Below are 21,660 nucleotides of genomic sequence, written 5' to 3'. Positions count from 1 at the left end.
GGCAGTTTTACAGCTTGTGGGTCGACAGCAGGATGCTGGTCTCGGTATTGGAAATGCCGGGAATGGTGCGTATGGTGTTGAGCACCTTGTCAAACGCCTCCAGCGTGTCGGCGCGCAGCTCGGCGATCAGGTCCCAGCGGCCGTTGGTGGTGTGCAGGGTCACCACGTTGGGGTGGCCGCGCAGCGTGCGGCGCACCTCCTCGCCATGCGGGCCGTCCACCGCAATGCCCATGCTGGCGCGAATGCGGTGCGCCTCCACCTCGGGCCGCAGCCGCACCGAATAGCCGACGATGGTGCCATCGGCCTCCAGCTTGGCGATGCGGTTTTGCACCGTGGCACGCGCCAGGCGCAGCTTTTTGGCGATGGCCACCACCGGCATGCGGGCGTCGTCGCGCAGCAGCGCGATCAATTGACGGTCGGTATCGTCCATTAGAAATTAGCCACAGTGCCCATATTGATGGGCTAAATGTAAGGTTTACTGTAAGACCTGCCAAGTTGTACGCTTCATTTTGGCGCCCCCGGGCGGAAAAATACCGCCATGCACACACCTACCACCCCTTCCCGCGCGGCCTCCATCCAGGCGCCCAGCGCCGTCGTCATGGTCCGGCCGCACCGCTTCACCCCCAACCCCGAAACCGCCGCCGACAACGTCTTCCAGAGCCCGGCCGCCCAGGAGGCCGCGCACAGCATTGCCGCGGCCGCCTACCGCGAAGCCAGTGAAGCGGTGGCCCAGCTGGAGGCAGCGGGTGTGCGCGTGCACCTGTTCGAAGACACGGGCGAACGCGACACGCCGGACGCGGTGTTCCCCAACAACTGGTTCTCCACCCACCCCGGCGGGCACATCGCCATCTATGCCATGTACTCGCCCAGCCGCCGCCGCGAACGACGCAACGACGTGATCGAGATGCTGAAAACGCAGTACCGGGTGCAGGACGTGATCGACTACTCCGGCCTGGAGCAGGACAACCTATTCCTGGAAGGCACGGGCGCCATGGTGTTCGACCACCTGGCACGCGTGGCCTATACCGCCCGTTCGCACCGGGCCGACCCGGTGCTGCTGGAGCGCTTCAGCACCCATTTCAACTTCGAGCCCATGCTGTTCGACACAGCCGATGCGGCGGGCAAACCGATTTACCACACCAACGTGCTGATGTGCGTGGCCACGGATTTCGCGTTGGTGGGCATGGACATGATCCCTGACATGCAGCGGGCAGCCCAGGTGCGGGCGCGGCTGGAAGAGTCGGGGCGCGAGGTGATTGCCCTGAGCGCAGCGCAGATTGCCGAATTTGCCGGCAATGCCATCGAACTATCTGGTCGTGGCGGCCGGGTGTTGGCGCTATCGCAGCGTGCCTGCAACAGCCTGACAACCGCGCAGAAAGCGGTTATCGAAAAATCAGCCCGCCTGCTGCCGCTGGCCGTGCCGACGATTGAGATGGCAGGGGGATCGGTGCGCTGCATGATTGCAGGCATCCACCTATCCCCGCGGCAGGGATAGGTGCTATTTCGTTTCCAGTTCAATCCGAGATTAGGCGCGAAGCCGCAGACAGTGGCTTGCCACGGCATGTCGCCCATCCCCTCTGGGGCTGGACGAGGGCGAAGTAACGACATATCGGGTTGAACTGGGAGCGAAATCAGTGGTGGTGGCCGTGCTCGCCGTGTACGTGCTGGTGCGCCACCTCTTCGTCCGACGCGGCACGCACGCTGACCACCGTCACGGTGAACTGCAGGGCTTGGCCGGCCAGGGCGTGGTTGCCGTCCAGCAGCACCTCGGGGCCCTTGATCTTGACCACGTTGTAGATGTGCTCGCGGCCGTCGTCGGTACGGCCCTTGAGCTGGCCGCCGACCTTTACGCCGGGTGGGAATTCACTCTTGGGGATGCTGCGCACCAGCGACTCGTCGCGCAGACCAAAGGCGTCTTCAGGCTGCAGGTTCAAGGTAACCTGGTAGCCGGCCACGCGGCCTTCCAGGGCTTCTTCGATCTTGGGCAGGGTGTTGTTGTAGCCGCCGTGCAGGTAGACCATGGGGTCCTTGGGTGCTTCGATGAGCTTGCCCTTGGCGTCGGCTACCTTGTAGCGCAGAGTGACGGCGGTGTTTTTTTCGATTTTCATGCTGGAAGCCGCCAGGGGCGGAAATAGGACAGGTGCAGCCTATTTTCGCGCAGGCTGGGGTCGGCCATTTCCGCCTCTATAAAAACAGCCGCCAGCGCAATCAATACCTGCGCCGGCAGCTATCGATTCAGGAGCGCACGTCAGCCAGGTCTACCTGCGCCGTCTCGGGCAGGCGCGAGGCGCCCAGCAGCGCCAGTACGGCGATCAGCATCAGATAGAAGGCTGGTGCCAGGTGGTTGCCGGTGCGCTCGATCAGGTAGGTGGCCATCAGCGGCGCAGTCCCGCCAAACACGGTGTAGGCCAGGTTGTAGCTGATGGCCGAGGCGGTGTAGCGGATGCGCGTGGGGAACAGCTCGGACAGCAGCACCGCCGTCACCACGCCCGACAGCACGGCCGCCAAGGCCTGCAAAGCCGCGCCCAACAGAGCCAGCGGCACACTGCCCGACTTGGCCAGTTGGAACGAAGGGTAGGCACACACAATCGCCAACACACACACGGTGTACATCGTGCGCTTGCGCCCCACATGGTCGCTGTAACGCCCCGCCAGCGGGCACAGCGCAATCGCCACCAGCAAGCCACACACGCCCACCAGCAGCGCCTGGTTGCGGCTCAGTTGGCCCACCACCTGCACATAGGTCGAGAAATAGGTCGTGAAGGTGTAGAAGGACAGCGCCGTCACGGCGATAAACAAGCTCAACCACAGAATGCGCAGGCCGTGGCTGCCAAAGGTTTCGCGCAGCGAGGCATGCTGCGCGCCATGGTCCTCTTCCGCCACCGCCTGAAAGGCCGGCGTCTCCGCCAGCTTGGTGCGCAGGTACAGGCCAATCAGCCCCAGCGGCGCGGACAGGATGAACGGCAGCCGCCAGCCCCAGTCGGCCATGGCCTGTGGCCCCAGCCACACACCCAGGGCATAGGCCACCACCGCCGCGCTGGCGAAGGCCGAGAAGGTGGACACAGGCAAGAAGCTGGCATAACGGGCGCGCTGGCCGCGCGGTGCGTGCTCCATCACATAGGCACAGGCACCGGCGTATTCGCCGCCAGCCGAGAAGCCCTGCACGCAACGCGCCAGCGTCAGGGCCAGAGGCGCGGCCACGCCAATGGCCGCATAGTTGGGCAGAAAGCCAATCGCCGTGGTGGCGGCGGCCATGAGCAGAATTGTCAAGGCCAGCGTGCGCTTGCGGCCTATGCGGTCGCCCAGCATGCCGAACACCACGCCGCCCAGGGGGCGGAAGGCAAACGCCACGGCGAACACCACGAAGGTCTTGAGCAAGCCGGCCTGCGGATCGTCCCCCGGGAAAAACTGCTGGGAAATGGCGGTGGCCAAAAAACCATAGACCGCGAAATCAAACCACTCTACAAAATTGCCGATAGATGCGGCAGCAATAACTTTGTAGATGGTCTTCTGGGGGACGTTAGCCTGCATAGGGCTCCTTGGGTTAGTGGCCTGGACGCAGAGCGATTTCCATGCCACATCCCCCGGGGGCGGTCGCTAGGCAGTGGGTGGCAACTGCTTCTCGCCACCCAGCATCTGGGTGAAACGCGCCGGGTCCTGCCCGTGTACCGGCTCCGCATCGCCCCAGGGCCAGCCGCCAAACTGGGTGCGGCGGTAGTCGGCCATGGCCTGCTCGATCTCGGCATGGGTGTTCATCACGAAGGGGCCGTACTGCGCCACCGGCTCGCCCAGCGGACGGCCTTGCAGCAGCAGAAATTCAGCCAGCTCGGGGCCGTTGACCAGCTCCACTGGCTGCGAGGCATCCAGCGTGACGGCGGTTTGGCCGGATACGGCCTGGCCAGCCAGTTGCACCGATGCACCCTTGAAGAAATACAGTCTGCGCTGGGTCTGCACGCCGCTGGCGGCGGGCAGCGTCCAGCGCGCGCCGGGCGCCATGGTGATGGTCCAGATGGCTACATCCGCATCCGCCTGCGCAGCAAAGGACCCTGGGGGCGGCGCCAGGGGCGTCACATCACCCAACTGGCCGGCGGTGACACGCACATCGGTGGCCAACCCTTGCGCATCGGTAAAGGTCTGCCGCGGCACTTCATGCTGCCAGAACATGGTGAAGTGCGGCTCCACCATTTTGTTGCGCGCGGGCAGGTTCAGCCAGATCTGAAACAGCTCCAGCGGATTCGGCTGGCTCTGGTCGAGCAGCGGAAACATCTCGGCATGCACGATGCCGCGACCGGTGGTCAGCCATTGGACATCACCCGCGCCATAACGGGCACTGGCACCCAACGAATCCGCGTGGTCCACCAGACCTTTGCGCACAATGGTCACCGTCTCGAAACCGCGGTGCGGGTGTGGCGGAAAGCCAGGTACGGACTCGCCGTGGTACATGCTCCAGCCGTCCTTGCGGCTAAAGTCCTGCCCGATAGCGCGACCCGCCAGCGATGCAGCCGGGCCTAGTTCGCCATTCGCCTGCGGATAAGCGTCATCGTGGTAGACGCAGAACAGAAACGGGTCCATCGTCGGCCACGGAAAACCGAGGGGCTGAACGTTCAAGACAGCGGAGGGGGCGGACATGGCAGACGTTCCTTCTTCAAAAGCTATACATGGAGGCGCAGGCCGCCACTTCAACCGCCAGCTCCGGCATGCAGGCCAAGACCCGGCCGACGGCAGGGAGACATATCCAACGATACACTGACTTTCAGACCCTAGCCTGGGCGGCGGCTAGCGATGAACATGATGGTCACCGAAGCGCACTACCGGTACTGCGGCAGGCCATGCACACCATGCACAACCACCCCACGGTGGCGAAGCTGATCCCCGCCTTGCTGGGTGAATTGAAACCCTAGGACACAGCATGCATCTGGAAGGCTCCTGCCACTGCGGCAAGGTCAAGTTTTCGGTCGAATCCCACGAGCCCGTGCCCTTCATGCGCTGCTACTGCAGCATCTGCCGCAAGACGGCCGGCAGCGGCGGCTATGCCATCAACCTGGGCGCCGACCACCGCACCTTGAAAGTCACTGGCAAACGGCATTTGCGGGTGTACCAGGCCGACATCCGCGAAGGCGACGACGTGCACCACAGCAGCGGGCAACGCCACTTTTGCAGCCGCTGCGGCACCGCCCTGTGGTTGTGGGACCCGCAATGGCCGGACCTGATGCACCCGCATGCCGGCGCCATCGACACGCCGCTGCCGACGCCGCCTGAGAACGTGCACTGCCTGTTGGACTCCAAGGCCCCGTGGGTACGGGTAGAAGGCCACAAGGGCGACCCACGCTTTGGCGGCTACCCCGATTTTTCGCTGGCCGAATGGCATGCGCAGCGGGGGTTGGTATCAGATGCGCAGGCCGCCAAAACTTCACGCAAAACCAAGCGCTAGCGTAGGAAGAACAAGCGCAAGCAGCTGCTATTTTTATAGCAAATCAGACAACCACCGCTGCAACCTGTTTAGGGAAATCCGTCGACGCAGCCAATCCACGCCACTGCGCGGTTTCGCGCTCTACGAACGCATGCTTGTCGGCAATGGTTTGCAGCGTGTCGGTGCCCAAGGGCAGGCGCAGCGGTGGGGTCGGCGATGCCACCAGGGCCAGCAGCGCCTGGGCCAGCCGCAGCGGGTCGCCGGGCTGCTGGTGGTTGATCTGCGTCGCGGCCACGCGCACCTGGCCGGCGCTGGCGGCGTAGTCGCCCAGGATGCGCGGCGACACGGCCAGCGATGCGGCATCCAGAAAGTCGGTGCGGAAGTAGCCCGGCTGCACCGCCGTCACGTGGATGCCCAGCGGCGCCAGCTCGGCATGCAGGGCTTCGGTCAGGCCTTCGACCGCGAACTTGGTCGAGCAGTACAGGCCAAAGCCCGCCGCCGACTGGTAGCCGCCCAGCGACGAGATGTTGATGACGTGACCCTGGCGGCGCGCCCGCATGGCGGGCAGCACGGCGCGGGTGACGTTCAGCAGGCCGAACACATTGGTCTCGTACAAGCGGCGCACTTCGTCGGCGCTGGCTTCTTCCACCGCGCCCAGCAGGCCGTAGCCGGCGTTGTTGACCAGCACGTCGATGCGGCCAAAGCGGTCCAGCGCGGCTGCCACGGCGCGCGCGGCCTGGGCTTCGTCGGCCACGTCCAGCGGCAGGGCCAGCAAGGCCTCGCTGTGGCCGAAGCGCTGCTGCAGCGCCGCCGCGTCGCGGGCGGTGGCGACCACGGCGTCACCCTGGGCCAGCGCGGCCTCGGTGATGCGCGCGCCTATGCCGCGCGATGCGCCGGTGACCATCCAGGTGCGGGAAAAAGAAGTGTTGCTTGTCATGGTGAAGTCCTTGAATCAATGTTGCGGTAGGGCAATGTAGTTTTTGCACCCGCATCTGAATAGCTGGCAATCGCTGGCTTCATAATCAAGAAATTCATGACAATGTAGAACCCCATGGCCATCAACGAACTGCGCGCAGTTGCCACCTTCGTCAAAGCCGCCGAACTCGGCAGCCTGCGCCAGGCGGCCGCAGCGCAAGGCATCAGCCCGCAGGCCGCCAGCCAGGCGCTGGTGCAGCTGGAGCAGCACCTGGGCGTGCGCCTGTTCCACCGCACCACCCGCAGCCTGAGCCTGACGGAAGAGGGCGAACAATTCCTCCACGCCGCGCAGCCAGGCCTGTCGACCCTGCAGCGCGCGCTGCACGGGGCGCGCCGGGGCCGCGAAGAGATCGCCGGGCCGCTGCGCATCGTGGCGCCGCGCTCCATCATGCTGGAGGTGCTGTGGCCGGTGCTGGAAGAATATTGCCGCCGCCATCCGCAGATCGAACCCGATGTGCAGATGGACGACCGCCTCAGCAACTGGGTGGAAGACCGGGTCGATGTCGGCTTCAGGGCCGGCCAGCCGCCGGAGGGCAGCATCTCTCGGCGGCTGCTGTCCTTGCAGTTGGTGGTCTGCGCAGCCCCCGCCTACATCGCCAAGCATGGCGCGCCCACCAGCATCGACGCGCTGGCACAGCACCGTTGCAGCGGCTTTCGCCATGCCAGCACAGGCAAGCCGATGCCCTGGGAATTCAAGATAGGCGAGGAAATCGTGGCCCGCAACATCGCCTCGACCCTGATCTGCAACGATGTGGAGCTGGAAGCCCGCGCCGTGCTGGCCGGCCAGGCAATTGGCCAGCTGGTGGGCACAACGGCCGCGCCACTGGTACGCGCCGGGCAACTAGCGCCCTTACTCACCGAACACGTGACCGACCATCTGGGCCTGTACGTGTACTACGGCAGCCGCACGGCCCAACCGGCACGGGTGCGCGCCTTCATCGACCTGGCGGTGGAGCGGCTGGTGGGCAACCCGCAGTTCGTGCTGCAGCCACACGAGCTGACCCCGGCCAAAAAGCCACGGCGGCGGGCCGGCTGAGCGCCTGCGCAGGCGTCAATTCGCCACCAGCACGGGCTGCTCGCGGTACACCGCTGGCAACAGGCTCTTCAGGTTGGCAATCTTGGGCAGATCGAACTGCGCGATATAGGACGCCGTGGGGTGCAGGGTGGCGTAATTCTGGTGGTACTTCTCTGCCGGGTAAAAACCCTGCAGCGGGCTGAGCTGGGTCACGATCTTGCTGGGGAAGACCTTGGCGGCATCCAGCTCGGCGATGTAGCGCTCAGCCACGGTCTTCTGCCCGAGGCTGGTGTAGAACAGCGCAGACCGGTACTGCGTGCCGACGTCGGGGTACTGCCGGTTCATTTGCGTGGGGTCATGGGCTACCGAGAAATAGATTTGCAGCAGCTGCGCGTAGCTGACCTGCTGGGGGTCGAAGCGCACTTGCACCGCTTCCGCATGGCCGGTGCCACCACCGCTGACAGTCTCGTAGTGCGCATCCGACTGCTTGCCGCCGGCATAGCCGGACACCGCCTCCAGCACGCCGTTGGTGTGCTGGAACACCGCCTGGATTCCCCAGAAACAGCCACCGGCGAACACCACGGTCTCACTCGCCTGGCTGGCCGGTGCCACACCCGCCAGCGCCTGGGCCGATGGCGGCGGAATGCTGACCGCCTTTTCGGCCGCAGCGTTCGGGCTCAGGTAGACGATGGCCAGCAGCAGCGCGCCGGCGATCAACAGCAGCAGCATCTTGGGGATGGCGGGGCGGGATGGAGCGGGGGCGGTACGTGGCATGGCAAGTCCTTTGTATAGGTCTGTGTCGCTGCGGAGTGCATGGTTCACAAGGTTCATTGCCTCTTGGTCGGCCCGGGTGCCAGATCCTTACACCCAGCCCTGGCGCACACATAAATCTTGCCGGTGTGTAAGGTTTGCGCCGCCCGCCCGACCAAAGCTTACAGACAGCTGCGGCACCCCGCCGCAGCGCCTGCACGTACCCCACAGGAACCACCATGAACAAAGTCTCCGCCACCCTGATCTCCGCCTGCCTGCTGATGGCCACCGCCGGCGCCATGGCCGAAGACACCATGAAAAAAGACGACATGATGAAAAAGGACGGCATGGCCCAGGACAGCATGATGAAGAAAGATGAGATGAAAAAGCCCATGGCCAAGAAGCACGCCATGGCGAAAAAAGACGACATGAAGAAGGACGACATGATGAAGAAAGACAACACCATGATGAAGGACGGCATGGCAACCGATGCCATGAAGAAGTAAATCCGAGCCGTTACCGGCGCAGCACTACACCAGCGCCAGGTGCTGCGCCAAATGGCTGTACACCGCATGCACCCGCCGCAGGTGGCGGGACTCGGTGTGCGTCAGCAGCCAGAGTTCGGTCTGGGCTTCGTCCAGCGGATCGCTTAGCTGGTGCAGGTCCTTGCGGCGCTGCGCCAGAAACAGCGGCAGCACACCTATGCCCAGACCTTGGGCGACCAGCTCGGCCACGGTCAGGATGCTGTTGACTCGGTACGCGGGCGCCACCTTGGAAAAATGCTTTTTGCGCCAGACCACAGACGGGTGATCAGGCAGCCCTTCATCGGGCGCCACCCAACGGGCCTGGACGGCCATCTCGGCATCGAACCGTTCAATACCGCTGTGCAAACCTGCGAACAGCGCCACGCGGATGGGGCCTATGTGCTTGCCCACCAGGTGCGGCGGCGGCCGCTGGGTGGCGCGCACCGCGATGTCGGCGTCACGCCGCGTCAGGCTGGCCAGTTCATTGCCCGCATGCAGCTCATAGGCCAGCAACGGGTGCTGGGTGTGCAAAGCCTGCAAGGCCGGCGCCACCAGCGCATGCAAGATGGTGTCGGTGCTGGTGATGCGCACCGTGCCCGAGACCTGCTCGGGCAGTGACTGTGCGGCGGACCGCGCGGCCTCCAACAGGGACTCCATCTGCTCGCCACGGCTGGCCAGCTCCTGCGCCAGTTCCAACGGCAAATAGCCGGTGCGCGAGCGCGCAAACAGGCGCTGGCCCAGGCCCTTCTCCAGGCGCTGGATGCTGCGGAACACGGTGGACGCATCCAGCGCCAGCCGTTCACCGGCCCCCGCCAGGGTGCCGGCACGCACCAGGGCCAGCACGGTTTCCACATCGGCAGCACTCAGCTTGTATTGCGTTTTTGCATGCATGGTTTGCAGATCCACCTATTTTTATTGCGTCTGCACAATCCTACAGTCTGGGCATCTCCACGCAACAGACCCACACCATGCCCACACTTATCAGCCACCCACTCTGCCCCTATGTGCAACGCGCCGCCATCGTGCTGGCAGAGAAGAATCTGCCCTTTGAACGCATCCACATCGACCTGGCCCACAAGCCCGACTGGTTTTTGCAGATCTCGCCGCTGGGCAAGACGCCGGTGCTGCAGGTGGACGGCCAAGCCATCTTCGAGTCGGCCGTGATCTGCGAATACCTGGAGGACACGCTCACGCCCCGGCTGCACCCCGAAGACGCGCTGCAGCGCGCACGCCACCGCGCCTGGATGGAGTTTGGCTCGGCCATGCTGAACACCATCGCCGGCTTCTACAACGCGCCCGACGACGCCGCACTGGGGAGCAAGGCCGCCGAGCTGCGCACCCAGTCGGCACAGCTGGAAGCTGCCTTACAGGACGGCCCCTACTTTGCGGGCCCGCGCTTTTCGATGGTGGATGCGGTCTTCGGCCCGGTATTCCGCTACTTCGATGTGTTCGACGGCCTGGGCGACTTCGGCTTTTTTGCCGCTACACCCAAGCTGCGCGCCTGGCGCCAGGCCCTGGCCGCCCGGCCATCTGTCAAAGGTGCCGTGGGCGGTGACTACCCCGAGCTGCTGCGCCGGTTTTTAAGCCAGCGCCCCTCCGCGCTGGCGCAGCGCCTGGCCGCGCCGGCTCTGGTTTAAAGATCAGGCCGGCTTGTTCACAAAGCCGATCACCAGCCCCTTGTCCGTCACGGTAATGCTGCCCGGCTGCAGGCCCATGGTGTCGGCCAAGGCCAGGTCTTGCGGGCGCAGGGTGTGCAGCACCACCTCCTGCAGGGACTGCTTGGCCAGCGCAGGGCCCATGCTGCTGAGCATCACCTGCAACTCCGGCGGCAGCTCGGGAAACTGCAGGTTCTGAAAGTGCAGCTGGTAGGCGCGTATGGTCTGGTCGCTGGCCTCGTAGCGCAGCGCAAAGTCCACATCGAAGCTGCCGCTGTAGCTGCGGCCCAACACCGGGCCGGCGGCCTCCAGCTGCATGGCGGCGCTCAGCCGGTTCTGCGCGGGCAGCAGACGCAGACGCGGGGTTTGCACGTCCAGGTTCAGCAGACCCTGCACCGGGTAGCGCAGCGGAAAGCGCTGGGCCAGCGTTTGCTGCAGCACCTGGGCAGACACGGTGTAGCTAGGCTGCGCCCGTGCTGTGTCCATGGCCAACACGCCCATCCCCAGAAGCGCCCATCTAGCGCTGGCTATCAAGCAATGTCTACGTTGCATATGCCTCCTAGTCTCACTCTGGTCCGCACGGCAGACCAAAGTTCCAAAGGCCAGGTTACAGCATGTTCTCCACCGGGTTGCCCCACTCATCCACCTCATAGGTGGTCACGTCGAAACGGCTCAGGGTGTTCTCGCCGAAAGCCATGGTGATGGGCACGTCGCCTGCGTCGCGGCCACGCGCCATGACCACGCGGCCGATGCGCGGCGTGTTGTGGCGTGCGTCGAAGGTGTACCAGCGGTCGCCCAGGTAGACCTCGAACCAGGCGCTGAAGTCCATCGGGTACGGCACCGGTGGTATGCCGATATCGCCCAGGTAGCCAGTGCAGTAGCGCGCCGGAATGTTCATGCAGCGGCACAGGGTGATGGCCAGATGCGTGTAGTCGCGGCACACGCCGGTACCTTCGCGGAAGCCCTCCACCGCGGTACGGGTGGCGCGGGCAGCCATGTAATCAAAGCGGATGTGGTTGTGCACAAAGTCGCAAATCGCCTGCACCCGGGCCCAGCCCAGCGGCGTCTGGCCAAACTGGTTCCAGGCGAACTGCAGCAGCTCGCTGTCCACCTCGCAGTAGCGGCTGGGCAGCAGGAACTGCAGGGTGGCGGTGGGCAGCTCGGTAGGGTCGTGCTGCCAGGCGCCCAGGTTGATCTCGTCGCGCAGGCCATGGTCGCGCACCACGGCCCGGCTGCTGAAGCGCACCTGGCCCATGCCAGCCGGCGCATTCACCCGGCCGCACAAATTGCCAAAGGCGTCGAAATACTCCTCCGGCACCAGGCCAGGCCCCACCTGGATCTGCTCCGGAGCCCACAAATCACCGCTGCGCGAGGGGTGCACGTGCAGCAGGTAAATGAACGCCATGGGCGAGGTGATGGAGAGTTCGATGTCGAACCCGATCTGGATATGCATGGGACTGCCTGGTCATAAAGAGCGTGTGCACGACCTCGACCCGTTCGAACTCGCCAGCGACCAGTGTGCGCCCACATGCCGCCGGCCCCCAGCAGCCAGACGCCCGCAGCCACGTGGGACATGTCCTACACCTCCACACCCCATCAGCCCCCAGACCAGGCGTTACCTGTGCCAGCAGCTATACAAACAGGAGCAAAAGAAACGGCGGCCTTAACCGCGCGGGGGAATGTTCAAGCCCTTGGCCACGGCGGGGCGGTCCACAAAGGCGGCCAGCACGCGCTGCACATTGGCAAAGTCGGAGAAACCCACCAGGTCGCCCGCGCCATAAAAGCCCACCAGGTTACGCACCCAGGGCAGGATGGCGATGTCGGCAATGCTGTAGTCGTCGCCCATGATCCAGCTGCGGCCCTGCAGCCGCTGGTCCAGCACGGCCAGCAGGCGCTTGCTCTCGGCCAGGTAGCGGTCGCGCGGGCGCTTGTCTTCATAGTCCTTGCCGGCGAACTTGTGGAAGAAGCCAACCTGGCCAAACATGGGGCCGATGCCGCCCATCTGGAACATCAGCCACTGTATGCATTCGTAGCGCCGTGCCGCGTCTTGCGGGACCAGCTGGCCGGTCTTGTCGGCCAGGTAGATCAGGATGGCGCCCGACTCAAACAGCGCCAGCGGCTGCCCGCCGGGCCCGTTCGGGTCCAGGATGGCGGGGATCTTGTTGTTCGGGTTCAGCGACAAAAATTCGGGCGACATCTGGTCGTTCTTCTCGAAGCTCACCAGGTGCACCTCGTACGGCAGGCCGATTTCCTCCAGCGCAATGGACACCTTCACGCCGTTGGGCGTGGGCAGCGAATACAACTGCAGCCGCTCCGGGTGCTGGGCGGGCCATTTGCGGGTGATGGGAAAGGCGGAAAGATCGGTCATGGGCAAATCCGGGGTATAGATAAAAAATGCCTCTGACGCAGGCAGTACCTGCGCCAGCAGCTACGGAATCAAGAGCAAATCAATACGGCAGTTGGAAGCCGTTGCGCCCGGCGCTGATGCGCGTGACGGTGGGTTTGTCGTTCAGCACCTGGGCCGACAGGGACACGCTGGCACCGGGCACCAGCAGGCTGCTGTCGCCGGGCTTGAAGCTGACCACCGGTGCGTCTTCGGGCACCACGATGTCGCGGGCGCCGTCCTTGTATTTCAGCTGCATGGTGCGGCCCTTGGGCGCGGCCACCACGTCGGCCACGGTGGCATTGGTCATGGTGCTTTGCGGCAGCATGTCGAAAGGCCGGTGGCCTTCACCCACGCCGCGCGCCGATTCGGGGAACACCATCACCGCAATGGCGCGCTCGGTGCCGTCGGCCTGCGGCATGGCCGCCGTGCCGATGAAGCTGCCGGGCTTGATATCCGACATGGCCATGGGGAACACCTCGGACACCGGCGTCTTCTCGGGCAGCACCAGGTCCACCACCTCGCCGCTGCGGTCCTTCACCGTCAGCAAGCCTGGCGCCACGCTCTGCACCGTGCCGCGCACACGCACGGTAGGGGCAGAGGCGGCTTGGGCAAATGCCAGGTTGGCAGCCATACACAGAGCAAAGGCCGCAGTGCGGCGTGTCATCAACAGCATGGAACGGCTCCAAAAGAGGAAAGCCGCAAAGTTTATAGACGCTATGTGAACCTGCGGCGTGCAGGGCTATTCAGAGCGCAGACGGAACTTTAGGGGCATCCAAAATCCATACCCTGCAAGCCTCCAGCGCATACAAATACTACGCCATCAGATATCACAAAAATAGCAAGCTCACACCAACCGCAGCCCCCGCAGCTGCTGGTGCGCCGCGTTGTCCGCGTCAACGGGCTGCTGCTGTTTGGCTTGCAGGTAGCGGTGGGTGAAGACGTCCAGATAGGCCTCCAGGGTCTGTGCGGCGTGCAGCTCGCCGGCCAGTTCCAGGCACAGGCCGGCTACCTCGGAGGTGCAGAAGTGGTCGTCGCGGCGGGACCGGCGCAGCTTGTAGCGCGAGATGCGTTCGGCCTGCAGGCTCAGCACCGGCAACCGGTCCAGATACGGGCTTTTGCGGAACATCTTGCGCGCCTCGGGCCAGGTGGCGTCCAGCAGCACGAACAGCGGGCGTTTGGCAGGGGCAGTGTCAGCCACAGGCAGCAGGTCCGTCACCACCCGCTCGGGCGCCACGAACTCGCCGGGGAACACCAAATAGGGCTGCCACTGCGGGTCGGCCAGCAGGGTCAGCAGGGCCGGGTCCACCTCGGTGCGGGCCCAGCCAAAGGCCCAGGTGTCGGCCACCACATCGGCGATCAGCCAGCCGGTGTTGCTGGGCTTGAGCGGCTCGATATCGGCCATCAACAGGCACACCCCGGCCCGCGTGGGTACCGCCGGGCGCAGCGCGCACATGCAGTGGCTGGGCGCCAGCCGGCAACCTGTGCAGCGCTCCACCTTGGAGCCGCCCCGCGCCAGAAAAGGCTTGGCGCTGCGCGCCAAACGGGCAGAGCGCAGGCGGGACACCGCGTGGGGTGCATGGTGCGCGAAGGGCGTGGCGTGGGGCATGGGAAGTCTTGGGAATGGCGTGGGCAGAGGCCCTATTGTCGGGTGTGGTCGGGTGCCCTCCGGGTGATCCACCATTGACCCCGGGTATAACGGTTGCTTACATTCGATACGCAAGTACACAAACACACAAAATTGTGCTTGCTCCGTTATCTCCAACAGTGACCATGCAGCAGCCCCATCCACTCCTACACCCCGGACAACTGCTGAGCCACATGCCCAGCGTTCAGCAACAACGCCAAGAATTACGACTCATAGAGGCTGCGTGGGACAGCCTGTCGCTGCTGTCCTCGCTCTCGCCACTATCGGCCAAAGCCTCTTCCGGCGGCGATCTGGCCCGTGCCCGGCAGGACTTTGCCGCGCTGTCCGAAGAGATGATGCTTGGCCTGTCCAGCGAAGCGCTGAAGACCGCACTGGACGACCTGGGCGCGCAGGCCCAGGTCAGCATCGACATCCTGGTGCGCAACCTGTTCGAGCGCACGGCCGACATCGGCTTCTTTGCCACCGACGTGGCCATTGCCGACTACCTGGCGCAGGCCGATGCCAGCCAGCGCCCGGCCATGGAAGCCCGCCTGCGCAGCTATGCCAGCAAGTACACGGTGTACGGCAATATTTTTCTGTTCGACGCGCAGTCGGAGTTGCAGGCCTCCCTTTCCTCCGCCGCCACGCACAGCCACCCGGTCAGCGCGCAAGACGCGGCATTTCTGCAAGAGGTGCGCACCAGCCAGGCCGCCTATACCGAGCACTATGCCGTGCACGGCTTTTGCGCGGACGCCACAGACGCGGCCCCGACGCTGCTCTACGCCCAACCAGTCGCCGTGGCCGGCCGGCCGTCGGGCGTGCTGTGCCTGCAGTTCAAGCTGGCCGACGAGGCTGCCGCCATCTTTGCCCAGGTACAGGGCGACAACCCGCAGGGCCACGACGCCGTGCTGGCCCTGGTCAGCCCCCAGGGCCAGGTGCTGCATTCCAGCGACGCCCTGCAACTCCCACCGGGCTGGCAACTGCCCCAGGCCGCCAGCCCAGGCACGTTCATGCTGCGCCATCTGGGCCGCAAATACCTGGCCGTGGTGCGCGACAGCGTGGGCTTCCAGGGCTATACCGGCCCGGGCTGGCGCGGCCTGGCCATACGCCCGCTGGACGGCGCCTTTGACGCGGACGACAACGACACCACCTTCGCGTTGATGGACGAAGTCTGTGCCAACCCGGACTTTCTGGCCGGCGAGCTCAGCCACATCCCCAAGCGCTCGGCCGCCATCCAGTCGGCCCTGGAGCGCTCGGTCTGGAACGGGCTGCTGGAGCTGAACCACCTCGCAGCCAACGGCTCCGAGTCGCAGGCCCGCGACACCTTGTTTGCCAAAACCCTGCTGTCTGAAATCGGCGCCACGGCCCACAAGACCGCCCAGGCTTTTGCCAGCGCCCTGCGCGATCTGCACGAGGTGGTCATGCGCGCCATGCTGCGCGATGTACAGCACCGCGCCGACCTGGCCATGCAGATCTTGGACCGCAACCTGTACGAGCGCGCCAACGACTGCCGCTGGTGGGCGCTGACGCCGCAGTTCGCGGCCACGCTGCAGGCCAGCACCATCGGCTGCGACCAATCCACAGCCGTGCTGCAGCAGATCAACGGGCTGTACACCGTCTATGCCTGCCTGGTGCTGTTTGACCGCCAAGGCCAGGTGCTGGCCGTGTCCCAACCCAGCCAGTCCCACCACGTAGGCACGGTGCTGGATGAGACCTGGGTAGCCGCCACGTTGCGCCTGGGCGGCGAGCAGGACTACACCGTCAGCCCCTTTGCACCCAGCCGCTTCTATGCCGATGGCCCCACCTATGTCTATGCCGCGGCCATTCACAACCCGCAGGCCCGCCAGGCGGCAGCGCTGGGTGGCATCGCCATCGTCTGGGATGCGCATGCGCAAATGCAATCCATACTGCAAGACTGCTCCGAAGGCATGGGCACGCAAGACCTGCTGGCCTTTGTAGACCCCAGCGGCCAACTGCTGCACACCAGCCCGAACAGCATGCAGCGACCCAGCAACGCACCGCTGCAAGAGGCCATGTCTGGCCAGCCGGTGATAGACATGCAAGGCCAGCTGTACGGCGTGGGCGACGCCCCCGGGCGCGGCTACCGCGAGTTCGGCACCGTCGACCACTACACGCACGGCCTGCGCTGCCAGGCGCTGCGGCACCTGTGCCCGCGCAGCGGCAAGGACAACGCCGACCTGCCCGTGGTGCGCCAGACGCCACGCATTCCCGCCGAGCACCACCTGCAGCTGGGCACCTTTGGCATCGCCGGCCACTGGCTGGGCCTGGACGTGCGCTACATCCTGAACGCGGCGGCTGACACCTCCGTCATGAGCGCCGGCAGTGCCCGCCCACCGATGCTGGGCTTCGCGCAAATTGAAGGCAAGGTCTACCAGGTGCTGGACCTGCACGGCGTCATCGGCGCCCACGGCACGCCCCCCTCGCGCGAGCCCGACCCCACGCGCCAGATGCTGGTGCTGCAGATACCGATGGAAGACGGCAGACAGCGTGAATTCGCGCTGCGCGTCGACGCCCTGGGCGGCATGATCGATATCGACACCCGCACCCTGCAAGCCCTGCGCACCACCACCGACCCCAACGCCGTATCGCTGATAGACGCCGTGGTCTCCGTCACCACCAGCACCCCGCTGCAAGCAGACAAGCAAACCCTGCTGTGCCGCATTGCGCTGGCCTGGTTGCAGCAGTGCAGCACCGGCGAGCTGGCGCCCCAAGACCTGAGCCTGGACCCGGCCGTACAGCGTTTGTTTGCGTAAAGAAAACCCACACAAAAATAGCTGGTAGCGCAGTAAATACCTACGCTACCAGCTATCAAAACCGCAGCAAATTCGCAGCGTGCGGCCACACTGCCTGCGCAACCCGCATTGAATTTAATTTATCTATTCACAGCAGACTCTAATTATTTGATTTAAATGGGTTTTATGTAAAAATTATCTATTCATAAATCCATCCATGCCGGCATCCCCCAACCTGACCCAAACCGCCCTGCAAGCCCTGCGCCGCCAAGGCGGTGTGCTGACCAGCGCCGAGCTGCAAGCCCTGCTGGGCGTGAGCCAGCCCACGGTGTCGCGCGCGCTGGCGCCGCTCATCCAGTCGGGGCAGGTGCAAAAAGTGGGGGCCGCGCGCTCGCAGCGTTACGTGCTGCCACGCACCGTGCCTGGTGTGGGCCACGAAGTGCCCATCATGCGCATCGACACCCAGGGCCAGGCCTCGCCATTTGCGCGCCTGGTGCCGCTGGTGGGCGGAGCCTTTTGGGTGGACGAAGCCGATGGCGTCAGCGCCCTGCACGGCGGCCTGCCCTGGTTTCTGGACGATATGCGGCCCCAGGGCTTCATGGGCCGCAATCTGGCGAGCTTTGTGGCCCACGCCCACCCCGAGCTGCAACTCAGCAGCGACCCGCGCCAGTGGAGCGATGACGACGTGCTGCGCGCCCTCACCCTGTTCGGCGACGACCTGCCCGGCAACCTGGTGCTGGGCGAAACGGCATTCCAGCGCTTTCACACCCTGCCCCAGCGCGCCTCGCGGGTGGACTCCGCCGCCGACTACCCCCGCCTGGCCGACCAGGCCATGCAAGGCACGCACGGCGGCTCGTCCGCCGGGGGCGAGCAGCCCAAGTTTTGCACCATCACCGCCGGACGCCCGGTGCTGGTGAAGTTCTCGCCCGCTGGCGACGCACCGGTGGACCAACGCCTACGCGACCTGCTGGTGTGCGAACACCTGGCGCTGCAAACCCTGCAAGCTGCCGGCCTGCCTGCGGCGCGCTCCCAGGTGTTCCTGGAGGCGGGGCGCGTGTTTCTGGAGTCAGAGCGGTTTGACCGCGTGGCACCTGGCACGCCACAGGGGCAAGTAGGCCGCATCGGCATGGTGTCGCTGCAGGTATACGACGCGCAGTACGTCGGCGACATGGACAACTGGGCCGCCACCGCCAACCGCATGGCCGCCCGCCATCTGCTTACCGCCACCGACGCCCACACGCTACGCCTGCTGGAGGCGTTTGGCACCCTCATCGCCAACACCGACCGCCACTACGGCAACATCTCGCTACTGCTGCAAGACGACGACTGGGTGCTGTCCCCCACCTACGACATGCTGCCCATGCTGTACGCCCCCGTGGGCGGCGAGCTGGTGCCCCGCGACTTTGCAGCCCGCCCGCTGCAGCCCACCGCCGCCACCCTGCCCGAATGGGAACAGGCCCGCGCCCTGGCCACCACGTTCTGGCACACCGCCGCCAGCGACACACGGGTGTCCGCAGACTTCAGGGCCATCGCCGCCGCCAATGCAGTGCATGTGAACGGCAGCGTCTAGAACGCGCTTAAACGGAATCGGCCTCTAGTGAAGGCAGCTGCCAAATCAATAGCAAACTAAACAGCCGGCCGGTGCATCGCGCAGATCTTGTTGCCGTCCGGGTCGCGCAGGTAGGCTAGGTACAGCGGGCCCGCGGCGCCCTGGCGCCAGCCGGGCGGGTCTTCGCAGCTGCTGCCGCCATGGGCCACGCCTGCCGCATGAAAGACATCGGCCTGCTCGGGCGAGGCCATGCTGAAGCCAATGGTGCTGCCATTGCCATGCGTGGCGGGCTCGCCGTTGATGGGCAAGGTAATGCCAAACAGGCCGGTGAGGCTACGGTAAAAGTAGCGGCCCTTGTGCAGATAGGCAGGGCCTATGCCCAGCGCGCCCAACACCGCGTCGTAAAACTTCTTGGCGACCTCCAGGTCCCGCACACCCACCATCACATGGCTAAACATCGCTGGTTCCTTCCAACAGAATTTCAGTGCAAGTGCCCGCCAGCGGCACAATCAACGGGTCAAACCAAAAAAATGCTCTTAGCGCAGACAATACCTGCGCCAGCAGCTACAAAAACTGCAGCAAATACGCGGGGTTCAAAGGCGACCGGATGTCCTCCCTGCCCCACTCTGGCATCACGGCTGTGCGGCCGCCAGTGCCTGCAAAAACTCCGCGTCCTTCTGGTACGGCGCAAAGTCTGAGTCGGCCATGAACTGTTCTGGCCGCTTGCCCAGGCGGCGGGCTACGGCCAGGGCTTCCAGCATGCGGGCTTTATCGCCGGTCACGGCGTAGTGGCAGGCCAGGTTGTACATCAGCGTGCCGTTGGTTTGCTTTTGCGGGTTGAAGTTGGGGCCGATCAGCGTGGCCATCACCGCAGGCACCAGGTCCTTGTCCTGCGGAGCCAGCTGGCTGTAGATGGCCAGCGTCTGGCTGGCGATCACCGTGATGTTGTAGGGCTGGCCAGGATCCTTGCAGTAGTGGCCGATCAAGGGGTGCACCTCTTGCAGGTAGTGCCGCACCAGCGTGGCCGCGGCCTTGAAATCCTTCTGCCCGTTGTAGGCATTGATCAGCTCGGCGTAGGCGGCTGTGACGTTGGGCGCCAGGGCTTCGGCACGCTCCTTGTCTTGCGCCAAGGTCTGCGCCTGCTTCAGGAAGGCGGGCAGGCCCGCGGCGCCCGGCAGCTTGGCGGCGGCCGTGGCAGTCTGTAGCACGCCGCGCAAGGCGTGGTCAGACACCTTTTCCACCGGCGGCTTCAGCACATAGCTGAAGCGCGCCTGCGTCAAGGGCAGCAGCGTGCTGCCACTGCGCAGTTGCACCTGCATGCCGTCCATGCTGCCGCGCAAGTCGGGCACCCGCACCACCAGCTCCAGCGGTGCGGCTTGGGCCTTGTTGCTGCGCAGTTGCTTGAAGGCGGAGGCAGTTTCCTCGGCATCCAGCGTCACGCGCAGCACGGTGGCGTCCTGGTCGTACGCGGTGTTCCACTGCACTTGCAGCGCGGCGGGCAGCTGGCGCAACGTGGGCCACAGCGCACGTACGTCCACCTTGGGGCCCATGCCCCCCAAGCGCTTGGCCGGGGGCGGGCTGCGCAGCCAATAGTGTGCGGACGGCTGGGCTGCAAACTCCACCATGCCGGTCACCGCCGCGTTGCGCGTATCTGGGCCTTCAAACACAGGCCGCCATTCGGGCAGCGGGCCTTGCGCTGCGGCGGGCTGGCCCGTGCCCTTGGGGCGCACCACATACAGGCCAATGTCTTTTTCGTAATAGGGCAGCAGCGCCTCTTCGCCCGAGCGTTCCATATAGGTCCGCATATGCTGGGTGAACCAGGGGCTGGCACCGGGCACCACCGGCGCCGGGTCCCACCAGCGCATGTCGGAGAAGCGGTAATCGCCCCGCGCATGGGCCACAAAGGTTTTGAACTGGATCACCTCGCTGCCCACGTGCAGCTGCGTGTGCGCATCGCCAAACCAATAGCGCTCGGGCAGCCCGCCGGGCACGCCCCAGGCCTTCAGCGCCCGGCCAATGGTGGCGCCAAACAGTTGGCCACCCAGGCCCTCTTCCATGTGGTATTTGCGGCGGTCAAAGTCCACCACCGTCGCGCGCGGGGGCGGGCTGTCGCTGTAGCCGTCAAACTGCTCGGGCTCCACCTCTTTCCAGGCCTGGGGGCGGGTGCGGTAGCCGTCCAGGCAGGTGGCGTTCCAGCGCAGCGCCTCGGCCGAGTGGGTACGCGGGTGGCAGTAGTCATCCACCTGGTTGTGGTGGGCGGTGATGTCCATGATCTGCGCCTTGCCCGCCTTCCAGATATAGGCCCAGGCCGTGGTGTCGGTTTCGCCAAACTCCACCAGGTCGGCCTTGTCCAGCGTGGCCCACAGCTCGGCGGGGCTCAGCGCATTGCCATTCAACGGCGGGCCATAGGCCTTGCGCTGCCGCTCGCCGGTGAACACCCAGTCGATGTAGTACAGCGGCGTGAACGCCACGCCCGAGGTGTACAGGTTGGAAGGCTCGCGCAGCGAATCCAGCAGCTCGCCCTGCGCGCTGAACTTCCACAAATACCCGCCCGCCGCAGCCACCACCTGCCGCGTGCGCGGCACGGCAAACACCCCATCCACATCGCCATGCAAGACCTTGCGCACCTCCAGGCTCTGCGAGGCAGCGGTGTTGTCGGACAGCCGGGGGTACGAATCGACAGGCTTGGCCGCCAGGGCGGTGGACAGTGCTGCCCAGGAGCACAGGGTGGCGAAGGAGCGGGGCAAGGAGAGTGGCATGGGCATGGTGGGAGCGCGGTGGGGCTTGCATTGTCGGGGCTGCGGCGCCGTGTACCGGCCGGGTGCAAAGCTGGCTCGATGGGGCCAATCGCACGGGCACGCCCCCCAACCATACGGCACAGCAGCCCGCTCAAAATATTCGAAGAAGATCGACCTCCAGCGCAGATAGCACTTGCGCAAGCAGCTATCAAAAAACTAGCGCGCCACTTTGCAAGCCCGTGCGGTGCGCCGGCACGACCGCCATCCAGCCCACACCCAAT

Annotated in this window: 21 protein-coding genes; 7 read left to right on the top strand and 14 right to left on the bottom strand. The window is 65.2% G+C overall.

Going from position 1 to position 21,660, the window contains the following annotated elements; genetic code table 11:
- Positions 1 to 7 precede the first annotated feature (7 nt).
- A complete protein-coding gene (locus tag AC07R0_RS07645) occupies positions 8 to 430 on the bottom strand; it encodes an Lrp/AsnC family transcriptional regulator (protein WP_495074127.1) in 423 nt (140 codons plus the stop codon).
- 108 nt (positions 431 to 538) lie between these two features.
- On the opposite strand from AC07R0_RS07645, the gene ctlX reads away from it, so the two are divergent.
- Positions 539 to 1,495 (top strand): citrulline utilization hydrolase CtlX, encoded by a 957-nt coding sequence (gene ctlX / locus AC07R0_RS07640; RefSeq protein WP_495104372.1) that lies wholly within the window; start codon positions 539 to 541, stop codon positions 1,493 to 1,495.
- A 136-nt stretch (positions 1,496 to 1,631) separates the two neighbouring features.
- On the opposite strand, the gene AC07R0_RS07635 is transcribed toward ctlX, so the two are convergent.
- The 3 genes from AC07R0_RS07635 to AC07R0_RS07625 form a co-directional block, all read right to left on the bottom strand.
- Positions 1,632 to 2,108 carry an FKBP-type peptidyl-prolyl cis-trans isomerase gene (locus AC07R0_RS07635; protein ID WP_495104371.1) on the bottom strand — a complete coding sequence of 159 codons (477 nt, stop codon included), beginning with the start codon at positions 2,106 to 2,108 and terminating at the stop codon, positions 1,632 to 1,634.
- 127 nt (positions 2,109 to 2,235) lie between these two features.
- Complete coding sequence (locus AC07R0_RS07630) at positions 2,236 to 3,531, bottom strand: MFS transporter (protein WP_495104370.1); 1,296 nt, start codon at positions 3,529 to 3,531, stop codon at positions 2,236 to 2,238.
- Positions 3,532 to 3,597: 66 nt separating this feature from the next.
- A complete protein-coding gene (locus AC07R0_RS07625; RefSeq protein ID WP_495104369.1) occupies positions 3,598 to 4,629 on the bottom strand; it encodes a pirin family protein in 1,032 nt (343 codons plus the stop codon).
- Positions 4,630 to 4,909: 280 nt separating this feature from the next.
- On the opposite strand from AC07R0_RS07625, the gene AC07R0_RS07620 reads away from it, so the two are divergent.
- Positions 4,910 to 5,431 carry a GFA family protein gene (locus AC07R0_RS07620; RefSeq protein ID WP_495104368.1) on the top strand — a complete coding sequence of 174 codons (522 nt, stop codon included), beginning with the start codon at positions 4,910 to 4,912 and terminating at the stop codon, positions 5,429 to 5,431.
- Positions 5,432 to 5,474: 43 nt separating this feature from the next.
- Here the strand turns inward: AC07R0_RS07620 and AC07R0_RS07615 are convergent, their stop codons facing one another.
- Entirely contained in the window at positions 5,475 to 6,347 is an 873-nt protein-coding gene (locus tag AC07R0_RS07615) for an oxidoreductase (protein WP_495104367.1), read from the bottom strand.
- Between the two features lie 114 nt (positions 6,348 to 6,461).
- Between AC07R0_RS07615 and AC07R0_RS07610 the strand changes: the two genes are divergently transcribed.
- A complete protein-coding gene (locus tag AC07R0_RS07610; protein WP_495104366.1) occupies positions 6,462 to 7,421 on the top strand; it encodes a LysR family transcriptional regulator in 960 nt (319 codons plus the stop codon).
- A gap of 15 nt (positions 7,422 to 7,436) precedes the next feature.
- Here the strand turns inward: AC07R0_RS07610 and msrA are convergent, their stop codons facing one another.
- Positions 7,437 to 8,174 carry a peptide-methionine (S)-S-oxide reductase MsrA gene (gene msrA / locus AC07R0_RS07605; protein WP_495104365.1) on the bottom strand — a complete coding sequence of 246 codons (738 nt, stop codon included), beginning with the start codon at positions 8,172 to 8,174 and terminating at the stop codon, positions 7,437 to 7,439.
- A gap of 215 nt (positions 8,175 to 8,389) precedes the next feature.
- Between msrA and AC07R0_RS07600 the strand changes: the two genes are divergently transcribed.
- A complete protein-coding gene (locus AC07R0_RS07600) occupies positions 8,390 to 8,656 on the top strand; it encodes a hypothetical protein (RefSeq protein WP_495104364.1) in 267 nt (88 codons plus the stop codon).
- 24 nt (positions 8,657 to 8,680) lie between these two features.
- Here AC07R0_RS07600 and AC07R0_RS07595 read toward each other — a convergent pair whose 3' ends face one another.
- Positions 8,681 to 9,565 carry a LysR family transcriptional regulator gene (locus AC07R0_RS07595; protein ID WP_495104363.1) on the bottom strand — a complete coding sequence of 295 codons (885 nt, stop codon included), beginning with the start codon at positions 9,563 to 9,565 and terminating at the stop codon, positions 8,681 to 8,683.
- A 77-nt stretch (positions 9,566 to 9,642) separates the two neighbouring features.
- Here AC07R0_RS07595 and AC07R0_RS07590 point away from each other — a divergent pair, with 77 nt between their 5' ends.
- The gene (locus tag AC07R0_RS07590; RefSeq protein ID WP_495104362.1) at positions 9,643 to 10,311 is read left to right on the top strand and encodes a glutathione S-transferase family protein; all 669 of its coding nucleotides are present in this window, start codon (positions 9,643 to 9,645) and stop codon (positions 10,309 to 10,311) included.
- Positions 10,312 to 10,314: 3 nt separating this feature from the next.
- On the opposite strand, the gene AC07R0_RS07585 is transcribed toward AC07R0_RS07590, so the two are convergent.
- The 5 genes from AC07R0_RS07585 to AC07R0_RS07565 form a co-directional block, all read right to left on the bottom strand.
- Positions 10,315 to 10,815, bottom strand: a complete 501-nt coding sequence (locus AC07R0_RS07585) for a DUF1439 domain-containing protein (RefSeq protein ID WP_495074139.1) — start codon at positions 10,813 to 10,815, stop codon at positions 10,315 to 10,317.
- Positions 10,816 to 10,936: 121 nt separating this feature from the next.
- Positions 10,937 to 11,782: a transglutaminase-like domain-containing protein gene (locus tag AC07R0_RS07580; protein WP_495104361.1), complete on the bottom strand. Its 846-nt coding sequence runs from the start codon at positions 11,780 to 11,782 to the stop codon at positions 10,937 to 10,939.
- Positions 11,783 to 11,992: 210 nt separating this feature from the next.
- On the bottom strand, positions 11,993 to 12,697 hold the full coding sequence (locus tag AC07R0_RS07575; RefSeq protein WP_495097609.1) for a glutathione S-transferase N-terminal domain-containing protein: 705 nt from the start codon (positions 12,695 to 12,697) through the stop codon (positions 11,993 to 11,995).
- Positions 12,698 to 12,776: 79 nt separating this feature from the next.
- On the bottom strand, positions 12,777 to 13,388 hold the full coding sequence (locus tag AC07R0_RS07570) for a hypothetical protein (RefSeq protein WP_495104360.1): 612 nt from the start codon (positions 13,386 to 13,388) through the stop codon (positions 12,777 to 12,779).
- 171 nt (positions 13,389 to 13,559) lie between these two features.
- Positions 13,560 to 14,321, bottom strand: a complete 762-nt coding sequence (locus AC07R0_RS07565) for a tRNA-uridine aminocarboxypropyltransferase (RefSeq protein WP_495104359.1) — start codon at positions 14,319 to 14,321, stop codon at positions 13,560 to 13,562.
- Between the two features lie 212 nt (positions 14,322 to 14,533).
- Here AC07R0_RS07565 and AC07R0_RS07560 point away from each other — a divergent pair, with 212 nt between their 5' ends.
- Complete coding sequence (locus AC07R0_RS07560) at positions 14,534 to 17,113, top strand: chemotaxis protein CheW (RefSeq protein ID WP_495104358.1); 2,580 nt, start codon at positions 14,534 to 14,536, stop codon at positions 17,111 to 17,113.
- Between the two features lie 196 nt (positions 17,114 to 17,309).
- Positions 17,310 to 18,662 (top strand): type II toxin-antitoxin system HipA family toxin YjjJ, encoded by a 1,353-nt coding sequence (gene yjjJ / locus AC07R0_RS07555; RefSeq protein WP_495104357.1) that lies wholly within the window; start codon positions 17,310 to 17,312, stop codon positions 18,660 to 18,662.
- Positions 18,663 to 18,718: 56 nt separating this feature from the next.
- Here yjjJ and AC07R0_RS07550 read toward each other — a convergent pair whose 3' ends face one another.
- The gene (locus AC07R0_RS07550) at positions 18,719 to 19,099 is read right to left on the bottom strand and encodes a VOC family protein (RefSeq protein ID WP_495104356.1); all 381 of its coding nucleotides are present in this window, start codon (positions 19,097 to 19,099) and stop codon (positions 18,719 to 18,721) included.
- 174 nt (positions 19,100 to 19,273) lie between these two features.
- Positions 19,274 to 21,406 (bottom strand): TPR end-of-group domain-containing protein, encoded by a 2,133-nt coding sequence (locus AC07R0_RS07545; protein ID WP_495104355.1) that lies wholly within the window; start codon positions 21,404 to 21,406, stop codon positions 19,274 to 19,276.
- Positions 21,407 to 21,660: the final 254 nt, after the last annotated feature.

Source organism: Rhodoferax sp. GW821-FHT07F03, from assembly GCF_059418745.1.
Note: the sequence above shows the minus strand (reverse complement) of the source record. Positions and strands in the feature narration are given on the sequence as shown.